The sequence below is a fragment of the Providencia sp. PROV033 genome (genome assembly GCF_028484855.1).
In the GTDB taxonomy this organism is placed as follows: domain Bacteria; phylum Pseudomonadota; class Gammaproteobacteria; order Enterobacterales; family Enterobacteriaceae; genus Providencia; species Providencia alcalifaciens.
The window spans coordinates 84,021-101,763 of sequence record NZ_JAMPSW010000002.1 but is presented as its reverse complement, the minus strand read 5'-3'; the positions used below and the strand labels follow the sequence as shown (position 1 = coordinate 101,763).

At 44.4% G+C, this 17,743-nt stretch carries 17 protein-coding genes and 2 tRNA genes; 2 read left to right on the top strand and 17 right to left on the bottom strand.

What is annotated here, in order from left to right:
• Positions 1 to 262: 262 nt before the first annotated feature.
• The 13 genes from rpsO to rlmE form a co-directional block, all read right to left on the bottom strand.
• Complete coding sequence (rpsO, locus tag PSF16_RS01045) at positions 263 to 532, bottom strand: 30S ribosomal protein S15 (protein ID WP_006814502.1); 270 nt, start codon at positions 530 to 532, stop codon at positions 263 to 265.
• A 114-nt stretch (positions 533 to 646) separates the two neighbouring features.
• Positions 647 to 1,600 (bottom strand): tRNA pseudouridine(55) synthase TruB, encoded by a 954-nt coding sequence (truB, locus tag PSF16_RS01040; RefSeq protein WP_272688635.1) that lies wholly within the window; start codon positions 1,598 to 1,600, stop codon positions 647 to 649.
• Complete coding sequence (gene rbfA / locus PSF16_RS01035) at positions 1,600 to 2,010, bottom strand: 30S ribosome-binding factor RbfA (RefSeq protein ID WP_006657961.1); 411 nt, start codon at positions 2,008 to 2,010, stop codon at positions 1,600 to 1,602. Before rbfA ends, truB begins: the two co-directional genes overlap by 1 nt.
• A gap of 85 nt (positions 2,011 to 2,095) precedes the next feature.
• Positions 2,096 to 4,834 carry a translation initiation factor IF-2 gene (infB, locus tag PSF16_RS01030; RefSeq protein ID WP_272688634.1) on the bottom strand — a complete coding sequence of 913 codons (2,739 nt, stop codon included), beginning with the start codon at positions 4,832 to 4,834 and terminating at the stop codon, positions 2,096 to 2,098.
• A 23-nt stretch (positions 4,835 to 4,857) separates the two neighbouring features.
• Positions 4,858 to 6,366 (bottom strand): transcription termination factor NusA, encoded by a 1,509-nt coding sequence (nusA, locus tag PSF16_RS01025; RefSeq protein WP_006662412.1) that lies wholly within the window; start codon positions 6,364 to 6,366, stop codon positions 4,858 to 4,860.
• A gap of 23 nt (positions 6,367 to 6,389) precedes the next feature.
• The gene (gene rimP, locus PSF16_RS01020; protein WP_006662411.1) at positions 6,390 to 6,842 is read right to left on the bottom strand and encodes a ribosome maturation factor RimP; all 453 of its coding nucleotides are present in this window, start codon (positions 6,840 to 6,842) and stop codon (positions 6,390 to 6,392) included.
• A 213-nt stretch (positions 6,843 to 7,055) separates the two neighbouring features.
• Positions 7,056 to 7,132: transfer RNA gene (locus tag PSF16_RS01015), tRNA-Met, on the bottom strand.
• Positions 7,133 to 7,189: 57 nt separating this feature from the next.
• A tRNA-Leu gene (locus PSF16_RS01010) sits at positions 7,190 to 7,279 on the bottom strand.
• Positions 7,280 to 7,400: 121 nt separating this feature from the next.
• Positions 7,401 to 7,745 (bottom strand): preprotein translocase subunit SecG, encoded by a 345-nt coding sequence (gene secG / locus PSF16_RS01005; protein ID WP_006658020.1) that lies wholly within the window; start codon positions 7,743 to 7,745, stop codon positions 7,401 to 7,403.
• Between the two features lie 249 nt (positions 7,746 to 7,994).
• Positions 7,995 to 9,332, bottom strand: a complete 1,338-nt coding sequence (gene glmM, locus PSF16_RS01000; RefSeq protein ID WP_006658019.1) for a phosphoglucosamine mutase — start codon at positions 9,330 to 9,332, stop codon at positions 7,995 to 7,997.
• Positions 9,325 to 10,173 (bottom strand): dihydropteroate synthase, encoded by an 849-nt coding sequence (folP, locus tag PSF16_RS00995; protein WP_006658018.1) that lies wholly within the window; start codon positions 10,171 to 10,173, stop codon positions 9,325 to 9,327. The genes glmM and folP overlap by 8 nt, the downstream gene beginning before the upstream one ends.
• 70 nt (positions 10,174 to 10,243) lie before the next feature.
• A complete protein-coding gene (gene ftsH / locus PSF16_RS00990) occupies positions 10,244 to 12,211 on the bottom strand; it encodes an ATP-dependent zinc metalloprotease FtsH (protein ID WP_036967645.1) in 1,968 nt (655 codons plus the stop codon).
• A gap of 57 nt (positions 12,212 to 12,268) precedes the next feature.
• On the bottom strand, positions 12,269 to 12,898 hold the full coding sequence (gene rlmE / locus PSF16_RS00985; protein WP_006658016.1) for a 23S rRNA (uridine(2552)-2'-O)-methyltransferase RlmE: 630 nt from the start codon (positions 12,896 to 12,898) through the stop codon (positions 12,269 to 12,271).
• A gap of 259 nt (positions 12,899 to 13,157) precedes the next feature.
• On the opposite strand from rlmE, the gene yhbY reads away from it, so the two are divergent.
• Positions 13,158 to 13,451, top strand: coding sequence for a ribosome assembly RNA-binding protein YhbY (yhbY, locus tag PSF16_RS00980; protein WP_006658015.1), 294 nt, complete (start codon positions 13,158 to 13,160; stop codon positions 13,449 to 13,451).
• 118 nt (positions 13,452 to 13,569) lie between these two features.
• Here the strand turns inward: yhbY and greA are convergent, their stop codons facing one another.
• On the bottom strand, positions 13,570 to 14,046 hold the full coding sequence (gene greA / locus PSF16_RS00975) for a transcription elongation factor GreA (RefSeq protein ID WP_006658014.1): 477 nt from the start codon (positions 14,044 to 14,046) through the stop codon (positions 13,570 to 13,572).
• A 256-nt stretch (positions 14,047 to 14,302) separates the two neighbouring features.
• Between greA and dacB the strand changes: the two genes are divergently transcribed.
• A complete protein-coding gene (gene dacB, locus PSF16_RS00970; RefSeq protein ID WP_006662408.1) occupies positions 14,303 to 15,751 on the top strand; it encodes a serine-type D-Ala-D-Ala carboxypeptidase in 1,449 nt (482 codons plus the stop codon).
• Positions 15,752 to 15,836: 85 nt separating this feature from the next.
• Here dacB and cgtA read toward each other — a convergent pair whose 3' ends face one another.
• The 3 genes from cgtA to rplU all read right to left on the bottom strand — a co-directional run bounded on the left by cgtA (position 15,837) and on the right by rplU (position 17,730).
• Positions 15,837 to 17,012 (bottom strand): Obg family GTPase CgtA, encoded by a 1,176-nt coding sequence (gene cgtA, locus PSF16_RS00965; protein WP_006658012.1) that lies wholly within the window; start codon positions 17,010 to 17,012, stop codon positions 15,837 to 15,839.
• Positions 17,013 to 17,144: 132 nt separating this feature from the next.
• Positions 17,145 to 17,402 carry a 50S ribosomal protein L27 gene (gene rpmA, locus PSF16_RS00960; RefSeq protein WP_004905922.1) on the bottom strand — a complete coding sequence of 86 codons (258 nt, stop codon included), beginning with the start codon at positions 17,400 to 17,402 and terminating at the stop codon, positions 17,145 to 17,147.
• Positions 17,403 to 17,421: 19 nt separating this feature from the next.
• Complete coding sequence (gene rplU, locus PSF16_RS00955; RefSeq protein ID WP_006658010.1) at positions 17,422 to 17,730, bottom strand: 50S ribosomal protein L21; 309 nt, start codon at positions 17,728 to 17,730, stop codon at positions 17,422 to 17,424.
• Between the last annotated feature and the right edge of the window lie 13 nt (positions 17,731 to 17,743).

Below are 17,743 nucleotides of genomic sequence, written 5' to 3'. Positions count from 1 at the left end.
AGGCTACGAGAGATTCTCACGTAGCATGGTTTATTTTCTGACTACAGCCTCGCGACTAATGAGAGGATTGATATTCCGATCATCAATTCTCTCATTAGTCGCGCGAATACGGATGTAGTTTTAAGTGGTTTTAATTAAAACAGTCAATTATCGATAATAGCTTAACATTTTAGTTAAGTATAATTCGAGTATTACTTCAACTTTCAACTAATTTTTAGAAGAAAAGGGGCCATTTGGCCCCTTTCCTCTGAAACTGACAAGATTAACGACGCAGACCCAGACGCTCGATCAGCGCTGTGTAACGTGCGATATCTTTACCTTTCAGGTAAGCTTGTAAACGACGACGCTGAGCAACCATACGCAGCAGACCACGACGGCTGTGGTGATCTTTTTTGTGCTCGGAGAAGTGACCTTGCAGATGGTTGATTTGTGCAGTTAACAGAGCGATTTGAACTTCGCTTGAACCCGTGTCGTTTTCACCGCGGCCGAATTCAGCAACGATTTTCGCTTTCGCTTCAGTACTTAGAGACATAATAAACTCCAAAATAATATAAATTTAAGTGATGAGAGCCAATCTCTAATTTAGCATCTCAAGATTTAGCGCCGTCATTCTACGCTGCTTAGGGCAGCAAAGCAATAAGCGCCATTATGCGGACGGTTCATTTTCAACGACCAAACGCTTCGGTGCAATACGTCCATCTTCACTAATCAAAGCAATACCGATAAACCGCTGCTCTGAACCACAAGTGACGCGGATCATGTCGCCTTCCACTAGGTCTTTTACATCACCACGTACAGGTTGACCCTGTTTAAAATACGCGGCTGTTTCCTCAGTAATATTCACTGCAGGAAAATGAACCACTGCGGTATCCATTGGCAATAATAGCGAATCGAGCAAGGATTCAAATGAACCTTCTCCCGCATCCACTTTTGCCCGCAAAGCAGCTAATTGTTCCAACGTGACCATGCGATCGTAAGGATAATTTGCCACTTGTACACGACGCAGATACGTTACGTGCGCACCGCATCCTAACATTTCACCTAAATCGTCAATAATAGTCCGAATATAGGTGCCTTTAGAGCAGTGAATTTCCAGTTCTAATTCATTGTTATCCCAACGAATAAACTGAAGTTCATACACCGTGATGGGACGCGCTTCACGCTCTACCGTAATTCCTTTTCTCGCATATTCATACAGTGGGCGCCCTTGATGTTTCAGCGCAGAATACATGGAAGGCACTTGCAGCGTATCACCACGAAAATGCTCTAGAGCCTCTTCGAGTTGCTTCGCGGTAAAGGTAATGTCACGCTCACAGATAATTTCGCCATGGGAGTCGGAAGTGTCCGTTCGCTGTCCAAGGCGCGCAATCACCCGATAACGTTTATCTGAGTCGAGTAAAAATTGTGAAAATTTCGTCGCTTCACCAAGACAGACCGGCAGCATGCCTGTCGCTAATGGGTCAAGTGCCCCCGTGTGCCCAGCTTTATTCGCGTTGAAAAAGCGCCGCACTTTTTGCAGCGCATCATTTGAGGAAATATCGGTGGGCTTATCTAACAGCACAACGCCGTCAATATTGCGCCCGCTACGACGACGCCCCATTATTTTTCCTCTTTACTATCTGTACCAGCACGACGTTCTTCGTCACTACGGATCACGTTTGAGACTAAGTTAGACATACGCATACCATCAACCAATGAGTTGTCATATTCAAACGTTAATTCAGGAATAATACGTAAACGCATCGCTTTCCCCAGTAATGAACGAATGAAACCTGATGCTTCATTTAAGGCTTTGATACCGTCAGCCACCATCTCTTCTTCACTTTTTTCATTCGCAAAGTTAAAGAAAGTAACAAAGACTTTACCGTATGCCAGATCCCGTGACAGCTCAACACCAGAAACGGTTGCCATTCCAATACGAGGATCTTTGATCTCACGCTGCAAGATAATCGCAATTTCTTTTTGCATTTCTTGCGCTACGCGCTGAGAACGACTGAATTCTTTTGCCATCGTTAATCTCCTGACAATAAAGGGGGCAATAGCCCCCTCATTAATACTATTTTGTCACCACGATACTTCGTGGGTACTCACAAAATTAACCGTCGATTGAACGTTTAACTTCGATAACTTCAAAGACTTCGATCATATCGCCGGTACGGACATCGTTGTAGTTCTTAACACCGATACCACATTCCATACCGTTACGAACTTCACTAACGTCATCTTTAAAGCGGCGCAGTGATTCCAGCTCACCTTCGTAGATAACCACGTTATCACGCAGAACGCGAATTGGATTATTACGTTTGATGGTACCTTCAGTAACCATACAACCAGCAATTGCACCAAATTTCGGTGATTTAAATACATCACGGACTTCTGCAAGCCCCATGATTTGCTGTTTGTATTCTGGTGCCAACATACCACTCATCGCTTGTTTGATTTCATCAATCAGGCTATAGATAACTGAGTAGTAACGTAAATCAACACTTTCGCTTTCAACTACACGACGAGCAGATGCATCCGCACGGACGTTAAAGCCAAGAATAATCGCATTAGAAGCCGCTGCCAGAGTTGCGTCAGTTTCGGTGATACCACCCACGCCTGAACCAATGATTTTAATTTTAACTTCATCAGTTGACAGTTTCATCAGAGAGTCAGTGATAGCTTCACAGGTACCTTGAACGTCAGTTTTCAGTACAATATTCAGTTCAGAAACTTTACCTTCTTCCATGTTAGCAAACATGTTTTCCAGTTTAGATTTCTGCTGACGAGCTAATTTCACATCACGGAATTTACCTTGACGATACAGGGCAACTTCACGCGCTTTCTTCTCATCACGAACCACGGTAGCTTCATCACCGGCAGAAGGAACACTGGACAGACCCAGAATCTCAACTGGCATTGAAGGCCCCGCAGACAGCACTTCCTTACCTAATTCGTTGCGCATTGCACGAATACGGCCATATTCAAATCCACACAGCACGATGTCGCCTTTGTTCAATGTACCTTCTTGAACTAAGATTGTAGCAACTGGGCCACGACCTTTGTCTAGGTAAGATTCAACAACCACACCGCTTGCCATGCCTGCATAGACTGCTTTCAGTTCTAAAACTTCAGCTTGCAGTAAAATAGCATCTAACAGTTCATCGATACCGGTACCGACTTTCGCAGATACACCGATAAACTGAGTGTCACCGCCCCACTCTTCAGAAATAACGCCGTACTGAGACAGCTCATTTCTGACGCGATCTGGGTCAGCTTCTGGTTTATCCATTTTGTTTACCGCAACAACGATTGGCACACCCGCTGCTTTCGCATGCTGGATAGCTTCGATTGTTTGAGGCATAACACCATCATCCGCAGCAACAACCAGAACAACGATATCCGTTGCCTGAGCACCACGAGCACGCATTGATGTAAACGCGGCGTGACCTGGGGTGTCTAAGAAGGTGATCATACCTTTGTCAGTTTGAACGTGGTATGCACCGATGTGCTGAGTAATACCACCTGCTTCACCTGATGCCACTTTCGTTGAACGAATGTAATCCAGTAAAGAGGTTTTACCGTGGTCAACGTGACCCATGATAGTAACAACTGGCGCGCGAGGTTCTCTTACTGCGGAGCCAGTGTCACGGTCATTCATTACCGATTCTTCTAACTCATTCTCACGACGCAAAATAACTTTGTGACCCATTTCTTCTGCAACTAATTGTGCAGTTTCTTGGTCAATCACTTGGTTGATGGTTGCCATTGCGCCCATTTTCATCATCGTTTTAATGACTTGAGAGCCTTTAACCGCCATCTTGTTGGCTAATTCGCCAACAGTGATAGTTTCGCCGATAACGACATCACGGTTTACTGCTGCAACAGGTTTGGTGAAGCTTTGTTGTAAAGAGCTACCTTTACGTTGCTTACCTTTAGAGCGACCTGAACGACCAGCTGCGCGTTCTTCTTCGCGATCCGCTTTTTCAGAAAGTTTATTACCTTTCTTTTGACGAGGTGCTTTTGCGGTACGGTTACGTGAACGACGACCTTCTTCTTTCTCATCACTTTCATCTTCTGCCGCACGAGCGTGAGTAGATGTCGTTGTATGATAGTCGCTGTCTTCTTCAGATTTACTCTCTGAGTTCCAGTCTCCCGCTTTTTCTTCAGCCATTTTACGGGCTTCTTCAGCAACACGACGCGCATCAGCTTCAACTTTACGTTGAGTTTCTTCTTCCGCTTTGCGTTTCAGTTGGGCAGCTTCGGCTTCAAGACGCTGTTTGTCAGCGTTACTTTCTGTCGCCGCTTTGCTTGGTTTTTGATTTTCGCTTTGTTTCACTTTTTCTCTTTCCGCTACTTCGCGCGTAGCTTTATCAGCTGCTTCACGTTTTGCTTTCTCTTCGGCTTCACGTTTTGCGTTAGCTTCAGCGTCACGTTTTGCAGCATCTTCCGCTGCACGTTTCGCTTCAACTTCACGTTTTGCCAGTTCCTCAGCTTCGCGCTGTGCTTGCTCTTCCGCTTCACGCTGCGCCTGCTCTTCCGCTTGCGCTTCTTCAGCGTCGCGGTTCACATAAGTGCGTTTTTTGCGGACTTCAACATTTACCGATTTGCTTTTGCCACCGGTGACTGGAACACTCAGCGTACTACGAGTTTTACGCTGCAGTGTTAATTTACTTGGCTGACCCGCTGCTCCGCCTTGTTCACGGTTTAAGTGGTTCAGTAAAGTTTCTTTTTCAGTCTGGCTAACAGAGTCATTCGCACCTTTCGTGATCCCTGCTTCAGCAAATTGCTGTACCAGGCGTTCAACTGTGGTTTGAATTTCCGTTGCCAGTGATTTTACAGTTTCTGTCATGCCGTTCCTTCCTGCTACAGTGTTTACGCATCGTTTCCGAACCAGCAAATATTACGTGCTGCCATAATGAGTTCACCTGCTTTCTCATTATTCAGACCTTCGATATCAATCAGGTCGTCGATGCCCTGCTCAGCAAGATCTTCCAGTGTACAGATACCGTGAGTAGCCAAATTATAGGCCAGAGTACGATCCATACCATCAAGATTCAACAAATCTTCTGCTGGCTGATTATCACCCAAACTCTCTTTTTGAGCTAGTTCAATTGTGGTGAGGGCAGCTTTTGCTCTTTCACGTAGAACTTCAACGGTTTCTTCATCAAGACCGTCAATTTCCAGAAGTTCTTTAATAGGCACGTAAGCCAGTTCTTCTAATGTCGAGAAGCCTTCTTCAACAAGTGTTGTAGCAAACTCTTCATCAATATCTAGATGCTTAGTGAATGTTTCAATAGAAGCGTGTGCTTCTGCCTGATGTTTTGCATTCAGCTCTTCCGCTGTCATGACATTCAGTTCCCACTTGTCATCACCACGGTGGATTTTCAGTAACTGAGCCGCTAAGCGAACATTTTGTCCATTACGTCCAATTGCTTGTGCTAAGTTACTGCTTTCAACGGCAACATCCATCGTACAGTTGTCTTCATCAACCACAATAGATGCCACATCTGCCGGAGCCATAGCATTAATAACGAATTGCGCTGGGTTATCATCCCATAACACAATGTCGATTCTCTCGCCGCCTAATTCACTAGAAACCGCTTGAACTCGAGCACCGCGCATACCAACACAAGCTCCAACTGGATCGATACGCTTGTCGTTCGTTTTTACTGCGATTTTTGCACGAGAACCGGGATCACGAGCCGCAGCTTTGATCTCAATGATTTCTTCGCCAATTTCTGGTACTTCGATGCGGAATAATTCAACCAGCATCTCTGGACGAGAACGAGTTACAAAAAGCTGTGCGCCACGAGCTTCAGGGCGAACATCATACAGGACTCCGCGGATACGGTCACCAGGGCGGAAGTTCTCGCGTGGTAGCATATCTTCGCGCAGGATCACAGCTTCTGCGTTATTACCTAAATCTAAGGTAATGTTTTCACGGTTAACTTTTTTAACCTGAGCAGTGATGATTTCACCTTGTTGCTCACGGAATTGGTCAACCACCATCGCACGCTCAGCTTCACGAACTTTTTGTACGATAACTTGCTTAGCGGTTTGCGTGGTAATACGGTCAAATACAACTGATTCGATTTGGTCTTCGACGTATTCACCTAACTGCAATGCAGGATCTTCAAATTGTGCAGCTTCCAGTGTAATTTCACGCGTTGGCATTGTGACTTCGTCAACAATCACCCAACGACGAAACGTATCGAAATCACCCGATTTACGATCGATTTCTACGCGAACATCAATCTCTTGCTCATATTTCTTTTTCGTTGCTGTCGCCAGCGCAGTTTCCAGAGCCTCGAAGATTTTTTCACGAGGGAGGGATTTTTCGTTAGAAACCGCTTCAACAACAGCCAGAATTTCTTTGTTCATCCTAGTTGCCTCATTGAACTTAATTAAAAGTGTGGTACTAAGTTAGCTTTCTGGATGTTGCCGAGGGCGAACACCTCATCCTTACCATCTACAGTAACCGTAATCATTTCACCATCAACGGCTTTGATAATTCCTTGCCATCTACGACGGTTCTGCATCGCTATACGCAGTGACAGAGCCACTTCTTCACCCATAAAACGCTCATAATGAGCGATGGTGAACAGTGGACGTTCCATACCCGGTGACGATATCTCAAGGTTATAAATCACAGAAATTGGATCTTCGACATCCAATACTGCACTCACTTGATGGCTGACATCAGCACAGTCATCAACAGTGATGCCTTCTTCACTATCAATGAAAATACGCAGTGTCGACGTACGCCCGCGAACAAATTCTAAGCCTACAAACTCAAAGCCTAGTGCTTCCACTGGTGCCGAAACCATCTCTGTTAATTTTTGCTCTAATGTGGACAAGCCCACCCCCAGACATAAAAAAAGGGCATAAAGCCCAGTTAATTCGATTGTCAAATAACAAAAAACCCCGAAATTCGGGGCTTTTGTAACTGGACCCATAGTGCATGGGTTTACCGTGCTCTTAGTATACCTTGAAAATCTAGATAAATCGATGAGAAATTACGATAACGATATCTGATATTGTTGCTGCAAGATATGTTTGACTAAGAGAAATGGTTGCGGGAGCTGGATTTGAACCAACGACCTTCGGGTTATGAGCCCGACGAGCTACCATGCTGCTCCATCCCGCGTTCGAAACGTGACTATTTTACACTGACTATTGTGACTTCACAAGTCGTCTAAAATAATGGTGCCGAGGACGGGACTTGAACCCGTACGCCCGTTTTGTAGGCACTACCACCTCAAGGTAGCGTGTATACCAATTTCACCACCTCGGCACTGAGGCGAGGTTACTAATTTATCAATCAATAACCTCAAATTTTTAACTTCTTACTACGTTACTGCTAGTTGGGACTACATTGATGAGAACACAATGCGGTCATCCGGAATCTTTCACACTTAACGAGGAATATCGCTCGTTGGTGTTGCTGGTGCTGCCGGAACGTCTGTTGGTTGCTCGACTTTTGCCGGTTCGCTAATGTTTTCCCACTTACTACCTGCACCAGTTCCATACTTGTTGGCAGTCATGTTGCCAAGAATTAAACTGATAACGAAAAACACAGCAGCCAAGATTCCAGTCATACGGGTCATGAAGTTACCTGAACCCGATGAACCAAACAGTGTTGCAGAAGCGCCCGCACCGAATGATGCACCCATGTCAGCACCTTTACCTTGCTGTAACATGACCAGACCAATCAGGCCGATAGCCGCGAGCAAGAAAACAACTAAAAGAGCTATATACATTTGAGTTACCTATTCAGTTACGGCGCATAGCCTATGCTATGACCCTTATACTGCACACCTACTCAAAACACTATTACGGAATTGAGCAGGTGCGAATACTAACCAAAGCTGAGCTGACAAGCAAGTCTATTTTGATTTCATTTGACTAATTGAAGAAAAAAACAGCAAACCATCGAAATATCATACTCAGCTTAGTAATTTCTCTCCCTTAGGTCAGTTTTTATCCGCGATAAGGGAGAATGTGCAACATTAACCGGCCGCTTTAACTGCATCGGCAATGCGGTTTGCCATTTCAGTGACAACGTCTTCGTTTTCACCTTCAACCATGACACGGATCAGAGGCTCAGTACCGGACTTTCTCAGTAACACACGCCCTTTACCCGCTAACTCTTTTTCAACTTGTTCATTCGCAGCAACAACCGCTTCACTTTGCAAAGGATCGTGTTTGCCTTTAAAGCGCACGTTAACAAGAATTTGAGGTAGAAGCTTCATACCGCTACACAGGTCATGTAAGCTCATGTGGTTACGAACCATTGCACTTAACACTTGAAGACCCGCGACAATACCGTCACCTGTGGTGGTTTTATCTAATAAAATCACATGACCGGAGTTTTCAGCCCCCATACGCCAGCCTTTTTCTTGTAATTTTTCGAGCACATAACGGTCTCCCACTTTTGCACGCTCAAACGGGATACCTAACTGTTTCAGGGCTATTTCCAGACCCATGTTGCTCATTAGAGTACCGACAACGCCACCTTTTAACTGACCTTGACGCAGCGCTTCACGAGCAATGATATACAGTATTTGGTCGCCATCGACTTTATTACCTTGATGGTCGACCATAATGATCCGGTCACCATCACCATCAAACGCTAAGCCCACATCTGCCTTTTCTGCAATCACACGCTCTTGTAACTTACGAACGTCTGTAGCACCACACTCTTCGTTGATGTTGATCCCATTAGGATCACAACCCATAGTGATGACTTGAGCACCTAACTCACTGAAAACGTTTGGTGCAATATGATAAGTGGCGCCGTTCGCACAATCTAAAACCACTTTAAGGCTGTTTAAGCTCTGTTCGTTAGGGAATGTCCCTTTGCAGAATTCAATGTAACGCCCCGCCGCATCAACGATACGGTTCGCACGACCAAGTTCTGCTGATTCAACGCAAGTGATCGGTTTTTCCATTTCAGCTTCAATGGCTTCTTCAACTTCGTCAGGCAGTTTAGTTCCGTCAATAGAGAAGAACTTAATCCCGTTATCATAGTAAGGGTTATGAGAAGCTGAAATCACAATCCCTGCCTCTGCACGGAAAGTACGAGTTAAGTAAGCCACAGCTGGTGTTGGCATTGGGCCTGTAAATGATGCGGATAACCCTGCCGCAGCTAAACCAGCTTCTAATGAAGACTCCAACATATAGCCAGAAATACGCGTATCTTTACCAATGATAATTTTACGTGAACCGTGACGAGCCAGCACTTTACCTGCGGCCCAGCCTAATTTTAAAACAAAATCAGGAGTAATTGGGCTGTCGCCTACTTTTCCACGAATACCATCAGTACCAAAATATTTACGGTTACTCATACGCTAATTTTTCCTTTTCTGACAGAGTCATCTGAACGACTTGCATTGCTTGTACAGTCTCTTTCACATCATGAACTCGGATAATTTGTGCCCCTTGCATTGCCGCAATGGTGGCACAAGCTAAGCTGCCCGCAAGACGTTCTTGAGGTGGAACATTTAATAATTGTCCAATCATAGATTTCCGTGACAGTCCTGCCAAGAGCGGTAGTCCGAAATCATGAAATTGATCTAAATGCGCTAGTAGCTGGTAATTATGCGACAGGTTCTTGCCAAAACCAAAGCCTGGATCGAGGATTATTTGCTGTTTATCAATTCCCGCCGCCACACAGCGTTCAATTTCACCGGCAAGATAATCTTTAACGTCTTTGACAACATCCACATAATTTGGTGCATCTTGCATTGTTCTCGGCTGACCTTGCATATGCATAATACACACAGGTAGCCCCAGCCTTGCAGCCACTTCAAGGGAACCTGCTTCATGTAGTGAACGAATGTCATTAATAATATGCATACCTACTTTTGCGGCTTCATCCATAACTTGAGCTTTCGAAGTGTCGACAGAAATCCACACATCAAAACGCTTTGCAATAGCGTCTACCACGGGTACAACACGATCGAGCTCCTCACTAATCGAAACTTCAGCAGCACCTGGTCGAGTTGATTCGCCGCCGATATCAATAATTGTTGCACCGGCTTGGACCATTTTAGCAACATGGTCGAGGGCATCGTGATAACGATTATGAGTGCCACCATCTGAAAATGAGTCAGGAGTAACATTCAGAATCCCCATCACTTGAGGGGTTGATAAGTCAAGGAGGCGACCTCGGGCTTTAATATGCATGATTATTTTTCCTTAACGTAAAAAACCCCAGTAACCTGGGGTTTTTAATTATTCAACTTATCACGACAGCTTATTGTGGCTTGCTCTCGTTATTATCGGATGAATCGTTTTCATCTGATTTTTCAGTTGGCTCTTCTGGTTGAGTCTCAGCTGGCTTTGCTTCAGGTTTTGATGTGCTAGCCGCAGCACCAAATGAACCTGTAACATTGTTCACTTTTTTATCCTCATCCCAGCCTGCTGGCGCGCGTACTGGGCGGCGATTCATCAGGTCATCAATCATTGGCATATCGATTGTTTCATATTTCAATAATGCATCTTTCATCGCATGCAGAATATCCATATTGTCGGTTAAGGTTTTATGTGCAACCTGATAACCACGGTCGATAATTGCTTTAATTTCTTCGTCAATGATGCGTGCAGTTTCATCAGAGTAAGTTGAGCTCTGCCCTGAACGGCCTAAGAATGCAGGACCCTCTTCTTCAGAATATAACACTGGACCTAACTTGTCAGAAAAGCCCCACTGAGTCACCATTTTTCTCGCAGTGCTGGTTGCTTGCTGAATATCACCTGATGCGCCAGTTGAGATTTTGTCATAACCGTAGATCAGTTCTTCTGCAATACGACCACCGTATGTACTTGCGATATTTCCTTCTAACTTCTGGCGGCTCGCACTGATTTGGTCGCCTTCAGGTAAGTAGAAAGTCACACCCAGAGCACGACCACGAGGAATAATTGTCACTTTATGCACTGGGTCATGCTCTGGCATTAAGTAACCAACGATTGCGTGTCCAGCTTCATGATAGGCTGTCGATTCTTTCTGCTCTTCAGTCATCATCAGTGAGCGGTGCTCAGCACCCAGCCATACTTTATCGCGTGCTCTTTCGAATTCAGCCATGGTAACAACACGTTTATTTTCACGCGCTGCAAACAATGCCGCTTCGTTCACTAAGTTTGCTAATTCCGCACCCGAGAAACCAGGGGTAGCACGAGCCAGAATCGTAGTATCAACTGCTGGATCGATTGGCACACGACGCATATGAACTTTTAAGATTTGCTCACGACCACGAACATCTGGCAAACCAACCACAACTTGACGGTCAAAACGGCCTGGACGCAGTAATGCAGGATCCAGAACATCAGCACGGTTAGTTGCCGCGATCACGATAATACCTTCATTACCTTCGAAACCATCCATCTCAACCAGCATTTGGTTCAGTGTCTGTTCACGTTCATCGTGACCACCGCCTAAGCCTGCGCCACGTTGACGACCAACAGCATCGATTTCATCGATAAAGATGATACAAGGAGCTGCTTTTTTCGCTTGTTCGAACATATCACGAACACGGGAAGCCCCCACACCCACAAACATTTCCACGAAGTCAGAACCAGAAATGGTAAAGAATGGGACTTTTGCTTCACCCGCAATAGCTTTAGCGAGTAATGTTTTACCTGTACCCGGCGGTCCTACCATCAGGACACCTTTCGGAATTTTACCACCGAGTTTTTGGAAACGAGCTGGTTCACGTAGGAAATCTACGATCTCACCCACTTCCTCTTTCGCTTCATCACAGCCCGCAACATCAGCAAATGTTGTTTTGATCTGATCTTCTGTCAGCATACGAGCTTTGCTTTTACCGAATGACATCGCCCCTTTACCGCCGCCACCTTGCATTTGGCGCATAAAGAAGATCCAGACACCAATCAACAGCAGCATTGGGAACCAGGAAATGAAAATAGATGTCAGTAAGCTAGGCTCTTCTGGTGGTTCACCGACGACAGTAACATTCTTGTTTAACAAGGTGTCTAACAACTTCTCATCCTGCATAGGCAGATAAGTAGTGTAGCGGCTGTTATCCGCTTTTCTGACGTTCAATTCACGACCTGTGATACGAACTTCACGTACCTGATCCTGGGCTAACTCATTGATAAACGTTGAATAATCAACTCTGCGACTATTCGAATCGCTTGGGCCAAAACTCTGGAACAAGGACATCAGAACAACTGCGATGACTAACCAGAGAATTAGGTTTTTCGCCATGTCACTCAAGGGATTAACCTCACCTTACAACTGTGTTAACAAATAACGCTCAGGGTACTATAGTTTTAGTCCTGTCGCTACAATGTATACTTCACGCGATCGTGCCCGCGAAGATTCGGGTTTACGAACTTTAACCTTCGTAAACAGGGAGCGGATATCCCTAAGGTATTCGTCAAAGCCTTCTCCCTGAAATACTTTAACGATAAAACTTCCCCCAGGAGCCAATACCGCACGGCACATATCCAATGCTAATTCAACCAGATACATAGAGCGGGGAATATCCACTGCGGGTGTTCCGCTCATATTTGGGGCCATGTCAGACATAACCACTTGTACTTTTTTATCGCCCACTCGCTCTAACAAAGCAGCTAGCACGGCATCATCACGAAAATCCCCTTGAAGGAAATCCACGCCGACGATTGGATCCATTGGTAGTAAGTCACAAGCAATAATACGACCGTTGTGACCAATTTGACCAACAACGTATTGTGACCATCCACCAGGGGCAGCACCTAAATCAACAACGGTCATACCTGGTTTAAAAATCTTATCACTTTGCTGGATTTCATCCAGTTTAAACCATGCACGCGAGCGGAGCCCTTTCTTTTGTGCTTGCTGAACATATTTATCACTAAAATGTTCTTGCAACCAACGACTGGAGCTTGCTGAACGTTTTTTATTGGCCATTGCACTTTCCAACTATACTAATAGAAATACATTTCCCGACATTCTTCAAGTTACAGAGAGTTAGCTTCATTTTTTCTACCCAAGTCACATAAATAACGCTGTTTACTGGGAAAGTGTTAACGCGCTGCCAACCTGTTACTGGATTACTTTCGGGTAATCATTAGCTGCTTCATTACCATCAAACAAGATTAATAGATGGTGATAGTAATCAGATGGCGGTAGAATATGCCATTTTCAATACTAACCAAGCAAAAAATCGATGAATCTTAACAAAAAACAAATTCAACACCTAAAAAGTCTCGCTCATCACTTAAACCCAGTTGTTATGATTGGCAACAATGGTTTAACTGAGGGCGTTTTGGCTGAAATCGAAGTCTCATTAGCACACCATGAGCTTATCAAAGTCAAAATCGCTGGCGAAGATCGTGAAACTAAAAATTTGATCGCTGAAGCGATTGTTCGCGAAACTGGTGCAGCAAATGTTCAAGTTATCGGTAAAATTCTTGTTCTCTATCGTCCATCAGTAGAGCGCAAAATTAGTTTACCTAAATAATAACTACTCATTTATATAAAAATGCCATTGAACGCATGTTTTATATGACGAAAAAGGCCGCCAGCGGCCTTTTTCTCTAAATCAGTAAAATAATATAACCAATTCAGGGAAATAGGAATCAGATATACTCAACTTTAAGAATTTCGAACTCAACATCTCCGCCCGGTGTCTTAATTGTCACGACATCATCAACTTCTTTACCCACTAACCCACGTGCAATCGGTGAGTTCACTGAGATTAAGTTCACTTTAATGTCAGCTTCATCATCACCTACGATTCGATAGGTTAACTCTTCGTCAGTATCCACATTCAATACAGAAACCGTCGCACCAAAAATGACTCGACCATTATTTGCCATTTTTGTCACGTCAATCACTTGAGAATGAGAAAGTTTAGATTCAATCTCTTGAATACGGCCTTCACAAAAGCCTTGTTGCTCACGCGCAGCATGATATTCCGCGTTTTCTTTTAAATCGCCATGTTCGCGAGCTTCAGCAATCGAAGCAATAATTTCAGGGCGACGGACAGATTTCAGATACTCGAGCTCTTCTCTTAGCTTGTTAGCACCAAATACCGTCATTGGAATCTGTTTCATTTGATAAATACCTCTAATTCAATCCTATCTAAAAAAAAGTATCTTCCTGATTTTGTAACAACAGTACACCGAACACCAGGGTATGTAGGGGGTGTTCAACAACTTAGGGTGTCAATAACTCAATCAGACCAACTTAATGACTTATCTTATCATACTGTTCGCTATTTTAACTGAGAGTTAATAGCGGATCATCGTTTACTTTATTGGGCATTACACTTTAGTATGTGCACTATGTCTACCCTAATGCGTGAAATATATGTCGCTACTAACATCAACCAGAAAATTAATCTTCACTTTAGGGCTTGCCTTCATCACGTCGCAAGCTTCTGCTATCCCTATCGATGATTACAAGCAGTATCTCCCTGACGGCACTAACCTTGCTCTGGTTGCGCAAAAAGTAGGAAGTAATACCCCTCTTATCGATTATAACGCTCAACAGATGGCTCTGCCCGCCAGTACACAAAAAGTTGTTACTGCCCTTGCTGCATTATTACAACTTGGTCCTGACTACCGTTTTGTGACTAACTTTGAAACCAATGGAAAGTTGAATAACAATACATTGTCTGGGGACTTGGTGATCCGTTTTAGTGGAGACCCAACCTTAACGCGCCAGCAAATTCGAAATATGGTCAATGCCTTGAAACAAATCGGCATACATAAAGTCGATGGTGATCTTATTGTCGATATTTCAGCTTTTGCTAGCCATGATAAAGCACCTGGCTGGGTATGGAACGACATGACACAGTGTTTTAGTGCTCCGCCGGCTGCCGCAATTATTGATCGAAACTGTTTTTCTGTTTCCCTTTACCCATCAGATAAAGCTGGGGAGATGGCATATATCAAAACAGCGAGTTTCTACCCCGTTAATATGTTTAGTGAGGTCAAAACCCTCGCTAAAGGCTCACCAGAAGCTCGTTACTGCGAGTTAGACGTTGTTCCTGGCGAATTGAATCGCTATACCTTAACAGGCTGCTTAACCCAACGTAGCGAACCCTTGCCACTCGCATTTGCTGTACAAAATGGTGCCAGTTACTCAGGTGCTATCGTCAAAAATGAACTACAGGTTGCAGGTATTGAGCTATCCGGAGCGGTTAAAAAACGAACTCAACCAACACCTCAGTCTCAAGTACTCGTCAAAACAGAATCCAAGCCACTGCATGATCTATTAAAAATCATGCTGAAAAAATCAGATAACATGATTGCTGATACTGTTTTTAGAACCATTGGTCGGGATTATTATGGTGTACCGGGTACTTGGCGCTCAGGCTCTGATGCGGTTAGACAAGTTCTCAAACAAAAAGCAGGTATTGATTTGGGCAACACAGTAATGGTCGATGGTTCTGGTTTATCTCGCCATAACTTGATCACCCCTGCGACAATGATGCAAGTTTTGCAATTTATCGCGAAAAATGATCAGCAGCTCGATTACATTTCAATGCTGCCACTTGCAGGGCATGACGGGACATTACGTTATCGTGGTGGCTTGGATGAGGCTGGAGTCAATGGCAAAGTATCAGCGAAAACAGGCGCACTACAAGGCGTTTATAACCTCGCAGGCTTTATCACAACTGCGAGTGGCGAAAAAGTGGCATTTGTTCAGTTTATTTCTGCTTATGCAGTTCCACAAAGTCAATACAACAGCCGCCGGGTACCATTGGTTCGTTTTGAAAGCCGCCTTTATCGCGATCTCTATCAGAAGAACTGATCCTATCAAAGATCCTTTTAGGATCTAGATAATAAAAAAGGCACAACCTTCGCAAGTTGTGCCTTTTTATGTGACTTAAGAATGCTTATTTTTGATAAATGAATTCGACACCTTCGTCGTCATCTTCATCCCAATCATCATCCCAGTCGTCATCAAGATCTTCAGCACCAGAAAGCTGCTCTTTGTGGTAATCATCCCACATGAATTCAACTTTTTCTGGTTGGCTATTTTCATCTTCAACTGCCATATTACGCGGCTGAGTATTCATGAACTCCATGATATCCCAACACAGTGCTTTCACACCTTCGTGGTTCACCGCAGAAATCATATAATACTTATCTTCCCAGCCCATACCTTTGGCAATTTCGGCTGCACGTTTTGCAGACTCTTCTTCACCTAAGATATCCACTTTGTTGAAGACTAACCAACGTGGTTTTTGTGCCAGTTTTTCGCTGTATTTCTCTAATTCACCCACGATGATCTTGGCATTTTCTACTGGATCCGATTCGTCAATTGGGCAAATATCAATAAGATGCAGTAATACACGACAGCGTTCTAAGTGCTTCAGGAATTGAATCCCCAGACCCGCACCTTCTGCCGCGCCTTCGATCAACCCAGGAATATCTGCAACTACAAAGCTTTGCTCGTTATCCATACGTACCACACCCAGGCTTGGGACCAAGGTAGTAAATGGATAATCTGCAACTTTTGGTTTTGCAGCTGATACGGAGCGAATAAAGGTGGATTTACCCGCATTCGGCATCCCCAGCATTCCTACGTCCGCAAGTAACATCAATTCTAATAAGATCTCACGCGTTTCACCTTTTGTTCCCATGGTACGCTGACGCGGAGCACGGTTAACAGAAGATTTGAAACGGGTGTTACCAAGCCCATGGAAACCGCCTTTAGCGACCATGTGGCGTTGATCGTGACGAGTCATGTCACAGAGTACTTCGTTGGTGCCAAGATCGCGTACACGCGTTCCTACAGGGACTTTTACCGTGATGTCTTGACCACGTTTACCTGTACACTCACGGCTTTGACCATTTTGACCACGTTCTGCACGAAATGATTTTTCAAAACGATAGTCAATCAGCGTGTTAAGGTTTTCGTCTGCCTGTAAGTAGACATCTCCACCGTCACCACCGTCACCACCGTCAGGTCCACCTTTCGGGATATATTTTTCACGGCGGAAGCTGACACAACCATTGCCACCATCTCCTGCCACGACCAAAATTTTGGCTTCATCTACAAATTTCATAATTCTTTCTCCGTCTGCTGGCCATTATAGTGCCGAATGGCGGTATTACCCAGAGATGGCGTATTCTGAATATAAAAAGCCCCGCAAAAGGTTTTTGCAGGGCTTTAATTCAAAAATTAAAAGTCAGAAAACTTATTCAGCTTCGATGCTGATAAATTTACGATTGTTAGGACCTTTAACTTCAAATTTAACTTTACCGTCCGCTAATGCGAACAGAGTGTGGTCACGGCCACAACCAACGTTGTTACCTGCGTGGAACTTAGTACCACGTTGACGAACGATGATGCTACCTGCTAATACAGCTTCACCACCAAAACGTTTAACACCTAAACGTTTTGCTTCTGAGTCACGACCGTTACGAGTCGAACCACCAGCCTTTTTGTGTGCCATTAATCTGCTCTCCTAAATCTTAAGCGATGACAGTGATCTTAACATCAGTGAACCACTGACGGTGACCTTGCTGTTTACGGCTGTGTTTACGACGACGGAACTTAACGATTTTAACTTTATCGCCACGACCGTGTGCAACTACTTCCGCTTTCACTTTAACGCCTTCAACGATAGGAGCACCGATTTGGATCTCATCGCCATTAGCAACCATCAGAACGTGATCAAATTCAACAGTTTCACCTGTTGCGATGTCCAGCTTTTCTAGGCGGACAGTTTGACCTTCGCTAACTCGGTGTTGTTTACCACCACTTTGGAAAACCGCGTACATATTAACTCCGCTT